The organism is Spirosoma koreense (assembly GCF_054777875.1).
In genome coordinates this window covers 1-15,350 of sequence record NZ_BAAHAC010000030.1, presented here as the reverse complement: position 1 = coordinate 15,350, position 15,350 = coordinate 1, and the positions used below count along the sequence as shown (strand labels likewise).

At 47.7% G+C, this 15,350-nt stretch carries 13 protein-coding genes; 7 read left to right on the top strand and 6 right to left on the bottom strand.

Annotation, left to right across the window (positions count from 1 at the left end; all coding sequences use genetic code 11):
* Positions 1 to 416: 416 nt before the first annotated feature.
* Entirely contained in the window at positions 417 to 854 is a 438-nt protein-coding gene (locus ACYVC2_RS32055) for a hypothetical protein (protein ID WP_461109783.1), read from the top strand.
* A gap of 210 nt (positions 855 to 1,064) precedes the next feature.
* On the opposite strand, the gene ACYVC2_RS32050 is transcribed toward ACYVC2_RS32055, so the two are convergent.
* The 3 genes from ACYVC2_RS32050 to ACYVC2_RS32040 all read right to left on the bottom strand — a co-directional run bounded on the left by ACYVC2_RS32050 (position 1,065) and on the right by ACYVC2_RS32040 (position 5,196).
* Positions 1,065 to 1,538: a hypothetical protein gene (locus tag ACYVC2_RS32050; protein WP_461109781.1), complete on the bottom strand. Its 474-nt coding sequence runs from the start codon at positions 1,536 to 1,538 to the stop codon at positions 1,065 to 1,067.
* 264 nt (positions 1,539 to 1,802) lie between these two features.
* Complete coding sequence (locus ACYVC2_RS32045; protein ID WP_461109779.1) at positions 1,803 to 4,199, bottom strand: ABC transporter permease; 2,397 nt, start codon at positions 4,197 to 4,199, stop codon at positions 1,803 to 1,805.
* Positions 4,200 to 4,665: 466 nt separating this feature from the next.
* Positions 4,666 to 5,196, bottom strand: a complete 531-nt coding sequence (locus ACYVC2_RS32040; protein WP_461109777.1) for a hypothetical protein — start codon at positions 5,194 to 5,196, stop codon at positions 4,666 to 4,668.
* 445 nt (positions 5,197 to 5,641) lie between these two features.
* Here ACYVC2_RS32040 and ACYVC2_RS32035 point away from each other — a divergent pair, with 445 nt between their 5' ends.
* The 6 genes from ACYVC2_RS32035 (at position 5,642) to ACYVC2_RS32010 (ending at position 11,811) form a co-directional block, all read left to right on the top strand.
* Positions 5,642 to 6,826: a DUF1624 domain-containing protein gene (locus ACYVC2_RS32035; RefSeq protein WP_461109775.1), complete on the top strand. Its 1,185-nt coding sequence runs from the start codon at positions 5,642 to 5,644 to the stop codon at positions 6,824 to 6,826.
* A gap of 331 nt (positions 6,827 to 7,157) precedes the next feature.
* A complete protein-coding gene (locus ACYVC2_RS32030; protein WP_461109773.1) occupies positions 7,158 to 7,850 on the top strand; it encodes an aspartate/glutamate racemase family protein in 693 nt (230 codons plus the stop codon).
* Between the two features lie 700 nt (positions 7,851 to 8,550).
* Entirely contained in the window at positions 8,551 to 9,267 is a 717-nt protein-coding gene (locus ACYVC2_RS32025; RefSeq protein ID WP_461109771.1) for a hypothetical protein, read from the top strand.
* A 32-nt stretch (positions 9,268 to 9,299) separates the two neighbouring features.
* Positions 9,300 to 10,034: a DUF2306 domain-containing protein gene (locus ACYVC2_RS32020; RefSeq protein ID WP_461109769.1), complete on the top strand. Its 735-nt coding sequence runs from the start codon at positions 9,300 to 9,302 to the stop codon at positions 10,032 to 10,034.
* A gap of 32 nt (positions 10,035 to 10,066) precedes the next feature.
* Positions 10,067 to 11,092, top strand: a complete 1,026-nt coding sequence (locus ACYVC2_RS32015; protein ID WP_461109767.1) for a sensor histidine kinase — start codon at positions 10,067 to 10,069, stop codon at positions 11,090 to 11,092.
* On the top strand, positions 11,092 to 11,811 hold the full coding sequence (locus tag ACYVC2_RS32010; RefSeq protein ID WP_461109765.1) for a LytR/AlgR family response regulator transcription factor: 720 nt from the start codon (positions 11,092 to 11,094) through the stop codon (positions 11,809 to 11,811). The genes ACYVC2_RS32015 and ACYVC2_RS32010 overlap by 1 nt, the downstream gene beginning before the upstream one ends.
* Positions 11,812 to 12,066: 255 nt before the next feature.
* On the opposite strand, the gene ACYVC2_RS32005 is transcribed toward ACYVC2_RS32010, so the two are convergent.
* From ACYVC2_RS32005 to ACYVC2_RS31995, 3 genes are all read right to left on the bottom strand, one after another.
* Positions 12,067 to 12,432, bottom strand: coding sequence for a nuclear transport factor 2-like protein (locus tag ACYVC2_RS32005; protein ID WP_461109763.1), 366 nt, complete (start codon positions 12,430 to 12,432; stop codon positions 12,067 to 12,069).
* A gap of 229 nt (positions 12,433 to 12,661) precedes the next feature.
* A complete protein-coding gene (locus ACYVC2_RS32000) occupies positions 12,662 to 13,525 on the bottom strand; it encodes an AraC family transcriptional regulator (RefSeq protein WP_461109761.1) in 864 nt (287 codons plus the stop codon).
* 212 nt (positions 13,526 to 13,737) lie between these two features.
* Positions 13,738 to 14,775: a S66 family peptidase gene (locus tag ACYVC2_RS31995; protein WP_461109759.1), complete on the bottom strand. Its 1,038-nt coding sequence runs from the start codon at positions 14,773 to 14,775 to the stop codon at positions 13,738 to 13,740.
* Positions 14,776 to 15,350 lie beyond the last annotated feature (575 nt).

Below are 15,350 nucleotides of genomic sequence, written 5' to 3'. Positions count from 1 at the left end.
TACCTCAACCCTCTTAAATTCCATTTGCGGGGTTATTTTGGTATTGGTCGGCCAAAAACTGATTCACTCCGCCTTATTCGGGTTCATTGAAAAGGGGATAAAAGCAAGATTGCCGGGTTTGCAATTTTACAAATCACTTTGCCAGTAAAATAGTGTTTGTTGGTTCGTATGCTACGATTTAGGGTTGACAGTTGTTAAAAACAATCGTCGCATAAATCGCTCCCAAGTTAGACGAAGATACGTTCATATTTCTGCTTCTGTTTTAGGGCGTTTCAATTATGATCGTTGTTTGAAGACGAATTAAGAAAGAAGTTATACTCGTGATTTTTACCAATAACTATATTTCTAGTTTTGCCTATATTGTTTTGCCTATCAACTTCGTTTTCAGGGTAGATGTCACTTAAGACCCCGGCCCCATGCGTACCATCGTCTTCTTTTCCTTCATTATTGCCGCAAGCACTCTCTTGGTTCCCTTCGCCTGTTTAGCCCAGAATCCAAAATACATTGTGACAGTAGTAGCCGATGGTAAACCCTTAAATCTTAGTCAGGGCATTTCACTCACGACTAAGACCTTGGATTTAACGGCCCAACTCACTCAGGAGAGTTTACGAGAGTACCCCCAATTAAAGCCTAATATAGCCATTAATAAAGCAATTTTGAATTTAGTACGAGATACTAAACGGGTTGGGTATCTAGATTGGTCAGGAGAGGAATCAATAGTTACTTTGCTCAAAGAGGCTAAAAAAGGGGATCGGTTGGTGATTCAGTTAGAAGACGTAAAGGCACAAACTAAGAAGGGGGTTGCCCAGAAAGTGAATGATGATAAAATTATTCAGATTTCTATTCAGGAGTAAATCATTCTGGTTCAGAAAACCCTCTTTTTCAATCTCAATAATCAAGTGCCAACAACACATAGGCCATATTCTGGCATTAGTAATCATTTTCAACACATCGGCTTTGCAAGTTGCCGGCTCGGTCGTATTTACGCGGTTTAGTATTCGGGTATTCTGAATATCCGAATACTAAACCGCTGCGGAAGCGCATTCCCCTATTAATGCGCAAGCTTACGGCAGCAGCGCCGTTGCGAGGAGGCATGCCGATGAGCCGAAGCCCGATAGCATCAGCCGCGTGTCGGGCTCAAGCGGCAGGAGCAGCGCCAACAGGTTGATAGCCATCATTGCTCCTGCGAGGACCAGAAAGCGGCGTCGTCCGAAGGCGGGCCACAACCCGGTGAAATGTAGGCCGACAATGATCCCGATAACAGGAAAGAGCAGCGGCTCCAGACCCCGCGCGGTGAGCCAGGCCTGCGCAAGGACGATCGCGGCGATCTCGACGACGATGGCAGCCACATAATAAGCCCAGCGCGGCTGCAGGTGTGCCGGCTGCGGTCGGCGCTTAACGATCCAGATGCCCGACACGGCGAAGATCAGGATGCCGAGCACCTGGAGGACCGATCCGGGAAAGCCGGCCACGACGCCCGTACCGGCCAGCCACCAAAGCCAGCCGAAGCCGAGTCCGATCAGCGAGCCCGTTCTCACGTCCTGGCTCCCTTGTTCGGCCCAACCGCCATTAGCACATTAGTGACATAGAATGGAAAACCTGTAACCATTTTCATTAAAATAAGTGAACGTATGCGACGGATTTAAATGTACAGATATTAAATAATTACAGTCTCGCAAAAACGCTCCTAAGTGCGACAGGCAGAAATTCTATGTCCATAAATAGGGCGTTTTGTGATAAAGGCTTCAACGCATCAATGGTTGGTTGATGCGTTGAAGCCTTTATCACTTAATTAGGCTAACCTATTCGTTTCGCAAACTTTTTACCGGGTTTACCAAGGCTGCTTGAATACTTTGAACACTGATGGTAGCCAAAGCGATGCCCATGGTTAACAAACCTGATCCCACAAAAAGCCACCAGGGTAGGCTTGCTTTGTAGGTGAATCCCTGCATCCAGTTGGTCATGGTGTACCAAGCCAAAGGGCTGGCAATGGCAATCGCCAGCAGGACCAGTTTGAGAAAAGCCCCCGAAGCTAAGCCAACCAGACTGACCACCGATGCGCCTAAGACTTTACGCACACCCAGTTCCTTTCGGCGCTGCTCGGCACTGAACGAAGCTAACCCAAATAAGCCTAAACCCGCGATGAAAAGTGACAGCACCGCGAAGTAATTCAGCAGCTGGCCAACCAGTTGTTCCGGTTGATACATGCGCTGATACTGCTCATCAGCGAACGAATAACTAAACGGAACGCTCGGAGCCAACTGCTGGTAGAGGGTTTTCAGGCTCGCCAGGGCCTGCTGGGTCTGGCCCGGCTGGGTGCGCACCAACAGATTACCCAAGCTGGCCTGCTCGCCAAACCACATGATGAGGGGTTTAATCGGTTCGCGTAGGGACTGAAAGTGAAAGTCGTTCACTACGCCGATGATCTTACCCGGCTTGCCCCAGAAAGTAAGCGGCTGGCCGATCGGATCCGTATAGCCGATTTGCTGGGCGGCCTGCTGGTTAATCACATAGCCGGCCGAATCAGTTGAAAAAGAGGGCGAAAAGAAACGTCCCTTCAGGAGCTTCATCTTCAGTACTTTGTCGATATCATAGCCGGCCGAAACTTGGGCGAACTGGGCGGTTTTACTAGTCCCTTTTCCAGGCCAATCGACCCAACTGGTAGTGCTACCAATGTTACTGGGTTGATAGTCCATCCTGGCCACTGCTTGAATACCCGGCATACGTTGTAATTCTTGCTTGAGCGTTTCGTAGTTGGCCACTAAGCTACCCTCCAAGGGGACATAAATCAGATTTTCTCGGTCGAAACCCAGGTTTTTGGTTTGAATAAAGTGGACTTGTCGGTACACCACAAACGTACCAATCATCAAAAACAGTGAAATCACGAATTGAACCACCACCAAGGCTTCACGCAGCGGCAGGTGGCCTCGTCGAAGGAGTAACGCGGAGGTGGCACCCATGCCTTTTAACACACGAACGGGCTGGAGTGAAGAGAGAAAAAAAGCCGGATAACTGCCCGCTACCAACCCTGTACCCCCTATAATACAGCCTAGAGCGACCCAGAACTGGCCATCCCCAAGCGGCAGGGCTACTTGTTTACCACTCAGTTGATTAAAGCGGGGCAGAAGCACACCCACTACCAAAAGTGCTACCATAGCCGCCAGGGTCGTCAGTAAGATGGTTTCGACCAAAAACTGGAGGATCAACCGCCATCGCTCGGCTCCTACCACTTTGCGGATGCCGATTTCTTTGGCTCGTTTAGCGGAACGGGCTGTGGACAGATTCATAAAGTTGATGCAAGCAATCAGCAAAATAAAGATGGCTACCCCACTCAGCAGATGGACATAGGTGATACGCCCCCCGGATACTTCACCGTTTTCGGTTTGATCGTGTAAATAGGCCTCTTCAAACGGCTGAAGAAATAACTCGACATCAAACCGATTCGCTTTACTGGCTGTAATCCCTAAATAGGGGCGTACATAATGCTTAATTTTGGCTTCGAAAGCCGACACGTCGGCGTCTGGCCGGAGTTGTACATACGCCAGGGGACTTGGACTATCCCATCCACGCGCCCAGGGATTACGGCTTAAAAAATCATCCCAGTTGAGCAGAAAATCGTCCTGTTGGGAGGAGTTGCGGGGCAAATTCTCGAAGACGGCCGTTACCTGATAGACGGCCTTATTGTCGAGTTGAACGGTTTTGCCCATGGCTTGTTGAGGGCTGCCAAAATACGTTTCGGCCAGTTTTCGGGAGATAGCTATATTGGTCGGGTCTTGCAGGGCGGTTTGGGCAGAGCCCACCACTAGCGGTACGCTAAACATCTTGAACCAATCCACACCGGCCCAGTCGCCAATGTGTTTGGCAAACTGATCACCGGCCCTGACTGTCATGGCCATATGCCGATCGGTATAGCCCACGGCCCGGACAATTTCCGGAAATTTTTTGGGCAATTCCTGGGCAATGAGTCCAGGGGTAGCCGCCATGGCCATGCGTTTGCCGTCGGCGATTTGTCGCCACATGAGTCGGTAGAGGTGAGGCCCGTTGGTATGATAGCGATCCACGCTTCGTTCATCCTGAACCCATAGAAAAATGAACAAGCCACAAGTCAGTCCCAGAGCAAGTCCCAGGCTGTTAATGATTGAAACGGTTTTGTTCTGGCGGAAGCTGCGGAGTGCGATTTTGAGGTAGTTGCGTAGCATGCTGCTTTCTGTAAGTAAGCCCCTAATTTTTAGCTGGAAACTTTGGTTTCGGGCTAAGGTTACAGCGGGCTACTTAAACTTGTGTCAACGGGGGATGCCTAGATTTGCTTGAAAGGAGATGATCCGGTAATCCATTAAGAAAAGGCCGGCTTTTCTCACCTAGACGATTCATTTACAATCTCCCAAAATGCTCCTACTTAAGACCAAGAAGTATTCAACTATCTACTACTTGGGAAATACTGTTGGAAATGTGATACGTACGATAGCTCTTAATTGGTCAAGCGATAGATAGCGCTTAGTTGCCAAACTTGACTGGTGGTCGCTGTAGGAGAGGGACCTACCAGATTTGCACTGTAGTTGGTCAAGCCCCGAGCGTAGCTAGCACTCAACCCTACACGATGAAAATAAGCTGTAGCATTCAGACGAGGACGCATATCCAAATCGGGCATGGTATGTTTGTGATAAGTTACGTATAGCTCATTCGTCGGGGTTGAGCCCTTCCCTTTTCCCAAGTCCGTAAGTTGAAGGACACATCCAGGCCGGCTGTTAAATCCAGACTCACTTGTCGATTGCCAAAACGATGGCCCAAAAACGGATGCAGCGTAATATATTCATAGGTAAAGGTTGAGCGGCCTTGCTGAAAACTAATGAATCGCCCCAGATCACTGCCACCTATGATGCTGGTTTGAGTCGCCAGCGATTCATAGGCGAGCTGTAGCCCAGTGATCCAGTTTGTTTTGGCCACACGTTGAGCCTGCATGGTCACTCCCCAAGAAAAACTACTGCGGTTACTCCAGGGATCATTGGTATAAGAAGCAGAGCCAACCTTGGGTGGCGGAAGTTCCCGGCTAATGTTAAAGAAGGATTGGTGAACAACATTATTACCCTGAAAGGAAAATAGGCTACTTGTGAGTTGTGCGCTTACCTCAATATACTGGGCCGAAGCGGTTAAGGTGCTGGTTAGTAGGAAGCCAATAAGTAGATAAAAAGTTTTCATATGCCTTGGTGTGTTTGTTGAGTGAATCAATCGGTCGTGTCATTGGCAAAAGGTCCGCCAAAATACTAAAATTATGGACGGCTTATATCTGGATGAATATTCTCACAAAATGCTCCCTCTTGAGACGAAGAAGCATTCGTGTTTCTGGTCCATAAATAGGTCGGTTAAGTAGACTGTGACCAAAAGGAAATAATAAGCTAATGAAGTCGTGTTTATCAGAATAAACCCTAGCTTACAACTTACAAGCTACCATCAAGGCATGGCACTAAACGACTGTAGATAAGATGCATCGGCCAATTTTTCTTTCCGTTAAGACGGAAAGAAATACATGGTGTGAAAAATTGCGGAACCAAACGGGCTGGATTATGAAAAAAAGTGGGTGCTCTGTCGTTTCAGCAACAAGACGCACCTCCTTAGGGGACAGCCCTTCTTGATAAGCCTATTAATGAGCTTAGTTGTGACAGCAAAAATAAAGAGCCGGATTGCATCCATCGATCTCTTAAAAGGAGTCGTGATGATACTGATGGCCATTGACCATACCCGGGAGTATTTTCATGCACCGGCTTTTCTGTTCGATCCAGCTGATCCTCTTCATTCGTCAGTACCCATTTTCTTGACCCGGTTCATCACCCATTTTTGTGCGCCTGCCTTTAGCTTTCTAGCCGGGCTTTCTGCCTATATGGCTGGCCAGGGAAAACCCCAAAAAGACCGCTCCGCCTTCTTACTGAAAAGGGGGATGTGGCTAGTGGTGATGGAACTGACCGTGGTGAACTTTGGATGGTATTTCGATGTGCACTTCAGAAATATTGACCTGCTGGTACTTTGGTCGTTAGGTATTAGTATGATGGCATTGGCAGGATTGATCTATCTCCCAAGAGGCTTGTTATTGGGGCTTTGCTGTCTGTTGATCTTCGGCCATAACCTGCTGGATAATATCCATTTTGAAAACAGTATTAGCTGGAGCTTGCTTCATGAAGAGAACGTGTTTCCTGTTTGGGGCATTTACAACCTCTATGTTGGATATCCTGTTTTACCGTGGATAGCGGTCATGGCGTTGGGCTATTGGTTTGGCTTATTTTATGGGCCACTATATGACGGGACTAAACGAAGAAAGTTGTTTAATAGAATAGGCGTTTTTGCCTGGCTACTATTCATATTTCTTAGAATCACCAACCTATACGGTGACCAAAGCGCTTTTGTCCATTATCATTCGTTTAGTAAAGACCTGATCTCTTTTTTCAATCCCACCAAATATCCCCCTTCCCTGTTGTATTTATTAATGACAGTAGGGACCGTTTTAATTTTTTTGGCTAATTCAGAAAACGTACGGGGTAAAGTCGTTACGTTCTTTTCTACCTTCGGCCGGGTGCCTTTTTTCTATTACATTCTGCACATCTATTTTATCCATGGGCTAGCGATGTTGTTGGCTGAATTGTCCGGTTTTGGCTGGCGCCACTATCTGTTAAGGGCTTGGACCAGTTTTAATCCTGACCTGCAAGGCTATGGCTATCCGCTTTGGGTGGTTTATGTGGTTTGGGTAAGCTTGATTGGTTTGTTATATCCAATCTGTAAAAAGTTTGCTGCTTACAAACAGCGTCATAAAGAAAACTGGTGGTTAAGTTATTTTTAACCTACTGGTTTAGCAATGTTGTCAATATAAAGCTGCAGCTAATAGGCGTTTTCTACTAGGCAGGCCGACTAGTACCCAAAAGGCGAATTCTCAAAAAAGGCTCCCAATTGTGACGAACGAGCCTTTATGCGTTGCCTCAATATTTGGGCGTCTGGAGAGACAATCACGTTCTGGTTCGGGAAACAATTCTCTGTTTTCAAGTATTAATTGACTATAGCATCTGACAAAAAAGCTTGATTCCACTAATTGAGACGAATAAAACAAGTTTAGAAAAAGGTAATCCGGTTATCACAAAAGGCGATAATGAGGGGTTCCGGTAATACGATAACTTATGAAGACAATAGGACTAATTGGTGGGCTTAGCTGGTATGCTACATCCGTTTATTATAAAATGCTCAATGAACTCACAAATCAACGGCTTGGTAACTCCCATTCGTCTAAACTCCTGCTCTTTTCGGTCGACTTTGAGGAATTCAGAGTACTTCAAGAAGTGGGCGACTGGGACGCAGTTGAAAACATGTTATCGGGCATTGCGATACAACTGGAGAAGGCGGGTGCAGACTGCATTGTGATGTGCGCCAACACCGTTCACCTGGTTGCTGACGCGATCCGCCAAAAAATAACCATTCCGTTGATTCACAGTGCGGAGGAAACAGCCAAGGAAATCGTTGGTCAAAACAGGCATAAGGTGGCTCTTCTGGGCACAAAATTTACCATGGACAATCCTTTTTTTAGGGATCGTCTATCCCAGTTCGGCATTACCACCATGTTGCCCGACCAAGCGGATAAAGACTATATCCATGCGTCTATTTTTAACGAGTTGACAAAAGGAGTTTTCAACGACGAGACAAAAAATAAATACATCGAAATTATTGACAAATTAAAACGGGGCGGAGCAGAAGGTGTTGTCTTTGGCAGCGCTGAATTTTCCATACTGCTTAAACCGACAGATTGCAGTATTCCCATATTTGACACTATTGCCATTCATTCGAAAGCAGCGGTTGATTTTGCCTTAGCCAACTGACGACAGGGCAGCAGCCAAGATGCGGCTTTGTACATGTTGGGTACGTCGTTGTTTATTTGGCTATGTGCCAGAATCAGTAGTCTGTTCAGCTTGACAAATACGGAAGGCCTTAGCGATAGCGTAAAATTCGTTTTAGAAATTCAGTGTAGGCTTATCCAAAATTCTAGATTCAATTTTCCGGCGATAGGTCGCCCCTGTAGTCAAGTAAGCAGCCCGACTGGCTCTGTAAAGGCCCCTACGTTGGCATTACTACATGGGACCGCTGGGTGGGATAGCTACTAACGTAGGAATGGGCTTGTATACGACAGCTAGCAAAGCCCCTATTCTAACTACGACTCAAAAAAACGCTCCTACTTGAGACAGGAATGATCACAGTCATAAAATCGGTCGTTTAGTAAACGGCTTGGTTTAATAACGGTCAACCCCATCAGTCACATACGTTCGTTGATTTCTGCTAGTAAAAGCTAGTAAGCCCTAATGAGTTTATAATCAAGTGGCAGCCAGCGTATACCCTGGTCTGAATAAGTAGCGAGCGCCATTTACCCGGTTGACCGACACAGTTGATCCGTTTGTCGATTCATTTTCTAGCACTGCTTTCCATCCTATATCTTCGTTTCGAACGAACCGTAGCCCAATTTCCATCCCTTGGGTCCTGCTATTACTTACTAGCTCATTGGTTTCATTTTTAGTCGCTAAGACGATGTCGATTGTTCAGCCCTCACCCTGCAGCTGGCTCCTAAGAACCCTACTGGTTAGCTCGTTGCTGCTCACCCATAGTGCGGCAATAGGTCAGTCAAGCCCCGAGAATCAACCCTTAAGCGGTGATTCGACCCAAGGCTATTGGCGAGTATACACCGACTATGCCACGCGCACGACCTACGTTAGCTTTTATGCCAGTCGGCATGAACTACTCTACCAGGAAAAAATCAAAGACCGCTATGTCAACTTATCCAAACGAACCATACGCCAATTTGACGACCTATTAATGCGATTGGTGAATCATAACCTGGTAGTTAATCAGGTAAAATCATATGACTTACTGGCCAGTAACCAATGGATAGCGAGTTCGCCTAGCGAAAAAACAAGGACTGAGTCCGAAGATAGGGTGCCCCTGAGTGTTGGCTTACATCGACCAATGGTCAATCTAAAGCTTGTTAATCCGGGTCAGCTCCTGCTTACGTACCGAAATCCCGCTGGTGAACAACTGCTAATCACCATCGCCGACGATTCGTTTCACTATCTCTACAAAAATCAGTCGAAAGAAAAAGAGCACGCGGGTCTAATCAACATAAGCCACCTTCCCACTGGTATCTATCGGGTGGGTGTTGATGGCCCCCAGAAGAAAGCACTCTACCAGGTAAGCATTGACCAAGATGCGAAAAGCCTCAACCTACGTACCCTGTTGAATCAGTTTTAACCCCTTACCGCACGACTAGTTACTGAGCCAAGATGAGAAGAACTGTTCCGTGGAAAAACAACGCGCGTTTACCCAATACAACGCTGTACATCGGCTATGGGCTGTTAACGCTGCTGTCACTCATTGGGGTGGGCATTGTCATCCGGCGAATCGTTGTCCTATGGCCAACGCTGGTCGGTGGCTATCAAACAGAAGTGGCTACGTCCAGGAGGGCTTCTCCATTTGGACAAATAGACGTTTTTTTTGGCCAGCACCCCCTATTAACCCTAATCCACATAGGACCCGCCTTGCTTTTTATTGGTTTGGGACCCCTTCAATTCAGCCGACGAATTCGCCGTCGTCACCTCAACTGGCACCGATGGAGTGGTCGCATTTTTGTAGTCGCTAGCAGCGTTATGGGTCTAACCGCCCTGTGGATGAGCTTTACCATGCCGGCCATTGGCGGGTTCCCTCAGGCAGCCGCCACCACGCTTTTCGCCCTCTTTTTTCTGGTGGCGCTCTACCAGGGATTTCGCTCTATTCGACACCGCAACGTTGCCTTGCATCGGGAGTGGATGATCCGGGTGTATGCCATTGGGCTGTCGGTGGCCACCATCCGGCTGGTTAACGCGCTCTTATTTGCGACCAGCCCTTGGACGGGCCTGGCCCTAGCTGATTTTTTTGGTACTAGTTTTTGGATTGGTTTTGTAATACACCTCATCGGAGCCGAAGTTTGGATAACGTACACCCGTTCCTCACCCAAAAGCCCCGGTTCGTTGCCCCACTAGCCGAATGTTTTCCGCGGTTTCACCCCATTCAAATGAACTCGATTCGCCAACCCAGACTGATAGCCATTGGGTTTCATAGCCTGATTTGGAGCATCTACCTGCTGCTCCCTTACGTGGTCTCAACGGCTGCTGATGGGTATAAACTAGGCGTACTACCCGGTCTGTTTTTCACCCTGACGGGCCTGATTCACCTGGCCATCTTCTATCTCAACGCTTATGTGCTATACCCCCGCTGGCTAAACCGGCGATTCTGGTGGTTGTACCTATTGGCCAGTGTTGGACTTATTGGCTTATCCTTTCGGTTAAAGTATCAGATGCTGGTTAGCTGGTTTCCGGCTGTTTTGGGAGAAGCCAATGCGGACAAATTTATCTTTGGCCCCTCGGTTGCTTTTTTCTTCATCAGCCTGGTGTATCGAAACATCCTTGATCAGCGGCAAGCCGAGCAGCAGCAGACCAACCAGCAGGCCCAGCAACTCCGGGCGGAGTTAAGTTTTCTTCGCTCGCAGGTCAGTCCCCATTTTTTGTTTAATGTCCTGACCAATCTGGTGTCCTTAGCCCGCCAGAATTCGGACCAACTGGAGCCATCCCTGCTGATGCTCTCCGAGTTGATGCGGTATATGCTTTATGATGTTCAGGGACAAAAAATCACCCTTCACCAAGAACTGGATTACCTCAACAGCTATATCAACTTACAGATACTCCGGTTTGGCCAGGATGTACCTATCACGTGCCAGATTGAGGTCGATCAAGCGGACTATCCTTATCAGATAGAACCCATGCTGCTGATTCCATTGGTCGAAAACGCCTTTAAGCACGGGGTTAATGTGATCGAAAATTCCCAGATTTATATCCGCCTGGCCGTTAGACAGAAGGAGTTAGTTTTTAGGGTGCGAAATCGGTTCGATGCGGAATCGGCGGCTCATATCGATACGAATCGGGGAATCGGGCTGGCGAATCTGCGGGCGCGCCTGGCCTTGCTTTACGGGCATACCCATACCCTACTCATTACCGATACGAATAGTTGGTTTGACGTTACCCTAACCCTGTCTTTATACTGATGCGCTGTCTGGTGATTGATGATGAATACCTGGTGCGTGAGCTGCTGGAAGACACGATCCGACAGATTCCGTTCCTGGACCTGGTAGCCACCTGTAAAAATGGGCTGGAAGCGAACACCATTCTGCAAACCGAGCCCATCGATCTGCTATTTCTGGACATTCAGATGCCCCGCCTAAGCGGACTTGAGTTTCTTCGGTTGCTGGACAAGCCGCCCCTGGTCATCTTAGTTACGGCTTACGAGCAGTATGCGCTGGAAGGGTATAGTTTCCAGGTAGTTGATTATATAGTCAAGCCCTTCCGGTTCGAGCGTTTTGTAAAAGCCTGCAACCGGGCGCATGAGTTGTTCCGGCTGCAACAGAGTGCCCTGCCCGAATCGGCTCCGGAAGTAGCCGATTTATTTGTTCCTGTCGAATATAGCCAAGTAAAAATTGACGTATCCGACATTACCTACATCGAGGGCTTAGGCGACTATATCAAAATTTTTCTGTCCTCGAAGCCTAAACCCGTGCTGACACGGATGTCGATCAAAGCGATGGAAGAAAAGTTGCCAGCGTTGGCCTTTGTTCGAACGCATAAGTCGTATCTAGTATCTGTCCGAAAAATTACAGTTGTCAAGCGGGATTTGGTCTGTATCGGGGGCAAAGAGATTCCGGTAGGGGACTTCTACAAAGAAAACATCAACCGACTTCTCCGGGGTTCAGGTGGTGCTTCCAGCTAGCATGGGCTAATGGCCATTGCCAAACCTAAACGAGATAGACGGTACGGGTGTCTAATGTGCAACAGGGAATGACCAGGATCTGACCACTAAACGGGCTCTGTATCAATCTCAAATAAGGCTGGTTTGACTTGTACGGACAGGTAGCCAAAACCGGGCAGTCGGTGCATACCGAGCTACAGGCGGCTCATCTGGCCGAGGGGTATGGTATGAGGTCTTCGCCCTCAATACCAGCACGACAACCAAAGTCTTGGTGGGCTATACGGCTCCGGTATCCCAGAAGCCAGCCCAGTGCGTTATCCGGCCCGCTTCGTTGACTCGCACATAGCTGTGGGCGGTAAGAAGTTCAGAACCATCCTGGTCAAGTTGGGTCCATTCCGTGAGCGCTTGGCCGTGCTGTTGCCGAAGCCAGTTTATGCGGAAGCGGCCGCCTGGAAACTTGTGCTGGAAACCCTCGATATGCATCAAAAGATCATTAATTCCGCTACCAGCCACTCCGGGATTGGAATAGACTACCTCATCCACGGCGCTACCGTGTAACAGGCGTTGCTGCTCGGCTTTAGAGGGGGCGGCAAAGGCATGTAAGTAATTTTCGAAGATGGCTTGCAATTCGTTGTCTGTCATAGCAGTAGCTTTAAATTAACACTATGAACGGGAAATATGCCTAGGCATGCTATTGATCTTGGGCACAAGTTTTACCTAACAGCGATCGCACAACGTAACGCATAGTCGAAGCGCTTGCTTTTGGTATCCAATTCATCAGACAAAATTCCCGCTGTTTCTTTATCATTAAAAGGTCAATTAACGCCTATTTATGATAAAATTTAGCCATGCCCCCAAGCAATGCTACTGTCTATGCTAAGGGCAATGCCCGAAACTCGGTGGGCGTTAAGCTTACTTGTCGGCGAAAAAACTTGATAAAATTAGTGGGCTCTTCGAATCCTAAATCAAAGCTAATCTCTTTAATAGAGGCCCTGGTATGTACTAGCAGGCGCTTGGCTTCTAAAGTAACCCGTTCGTCAATGACCTTCTTGGGCTGTTTTCCCAAGGTTCTACTCGTGGCCTGGGCCAGGCGTTTCTCCGACACACTTAGTTGGCCAGCGTACTTATGTACGGAACGCAAAGTCTTAAACTGCTCCTCTACTAAGTTGCGAAACAGCAACGTATAGTGTAGATCGGGCCCTTGTTCGAATAGCGGATCGTCCTGCTGCTTTATACGTTCCGCCAGAAGCAGTAGGTTGTGCAACAAATTTTGTAATATGACGGGTTGACAGGCGTCAGGCACTTGGCTCAGTTCGGTGGCAAACTGCGCGAACAGTGTTGTAAACGTTATGTCTTCTCGGCCGACTGGCACTGCCGGACTGTCAAGCCAATCCTGAAATAGGGTTGTCATATGCAGAAATTGCCTGTCTGCCTCACTTCGGGCGAAGAATGCGTCGGTAAAGAGGATCATCTGCCCATCATAGTCGGCTGTTTTATCAAAGGTGTGGACGCGGCTGGGCCCGACAAATAATAGGGTACCTGAAGCTAGGAGAACGGGTTTGAAGTCTACCAGGTGTACCGCTTGTCCACGCTCGATCCAGATGATATGATAAAACCCCGCCCGGGAGGGCGCAAACAAGGCGGGAGCGTTGGTATCTAAGATACGCCGGATGGCGGTTAATTCGAGCTCTAAGGCCAAATCAGATCGAAATTTAACCGTATTGATAGATGCCATGCTGGGAAGTATTAATTACGTAACGAGAGATGCTGACCGTTTTGACCCTTTCGTCGTAGATTAGACCGCCATTGAATTAGTAAGTTTATGTTGATGCGACCCGGCCTAAAACTGTTAGCTACCCTAAATATGTTCTCTATCCAACTGTCTTACAAAATGGCTCATTCTTGAGACGATGTACTCTTTGTGCATCTGCTTCTAAAATGGGGTGTTTAGCCTTCAACACCGCTTTCCAGGATACTAAACGTTTTCGAACTACAGTCAATTTGGGCCATGGCCCCATAAGGAAGGCTAAAAACGGGGCAGGTATGGCCAAAGTCCATTTCCGTTATAACAGGCATTGTCGTTAAGCCCTCTTCGTGGAGCACCTTCAGGAGTTCAGCATTGTATTCCTTCACATAAGCATTGTGATCGGGCCTACCCAAAATAAGACCATTCGCACGGGTCAAGATGCCTTGCCGGGCATAATTCCGTAGCCACCACCGAAAAGAGTCGGGGGTTGGCTGAACCTCGGAGGTTTCAAAAAATAAGATCGAGTTGGTCCACAGGTCTTTGTCAGGCCAAAATTCGGTGCCTTTTAGCATTTCTAACACCTCCATGCAACCCCCAATTAACCTACCCTGCACGATTGTCTCCCCTTGCAGAAAATTCCACCCTGGATTCGGTTCTAACTTCCGTTTCCTAGTTTGTAATGAGCGATCCGACCAGTCCAGCAGCTCTGATGTCCACCCCATCTGATTGGGTTTTACTTCTCCGATCACTTCTGCTGAAAAGAGCGTTCGCTTAATATCGGCAATCTGATAGGGATGCATGCCCCCGTTTTCGGCGAAACCAACCAGCAAAGACGTACCGTAGAAGGTTGACAGACCGGCTTTTAAACAAAGAAAATGAGTGCTGGTACTATCGGAAAAGCCCATGAATATTTTTGGATTTTGCCGGATAATCTCGACATCTACATAGGGTAAGAGACGACAACTGTCGTCTCCACCAATGGTGGAAATAATGGCTTTTATGGCTGGGTTGGCAAAAGCTTCCATTAAATCCTGGGCACGTGCCTGGGGGTTTTTGTAGATCCACTGCGCCGATTTTAAGGCATGTTTTGTTTCAACAACCTCCACCCCAAATGTCGCTCGTAACTCTCGCTTGCCTTGTTGGTAGCGCTGGGGTAGTTCGCCTGCTCCTCCCCAGGAAAGTGAAATGGTAGCTACTTTATCGCCGGGCTTTAGGACTGTTGGTTTAACTAAGTTCATTTACTTTCACCGCCTTAAGGCTTCGTTATGTAAAAAGTTGCTGTGCAAGCTGTTGACTGATAGCTAAAATACAAACTAGTAGGCTAACTAGTCATGTAACATCATCTCTTTAAACCCTCAATTTGAGTTACACGGAATTGTAGGTAAGTGACGTATTTTACGAGCCACAGCTTCGTACCCCAACGGTAATCGCCCACTTAGAAAAGTGTCTGCCCATCGTCCAATTACGAGTAAACCCCCGTCGCCACAACCTCATTACTGTAAACTCTACTGCTTAAAATGTGGTTGGATCAATTGACTATACCCTACAAGATGGATACTGACAAACCAACTTTACCCCAGCCCAACAAACTAACTTCCTCACCAGCTACTAAGCCTGCCAGACCCAAACGGCCTCGCATCAAAAAGACGAGCTGAAGCTTCTAAAATCAATAGCCAGTTAGTGAATAGGGGTCTTGGTTTTATAGATTAGTTAACATAGTACGTTTGAAGCGCAGTTCAAATTAGGTCACTTTTCACTACTTTGACTGCTGATGAAGAGCCACCAGTGTGAGCAAGTCTGAAGTTAACATGGG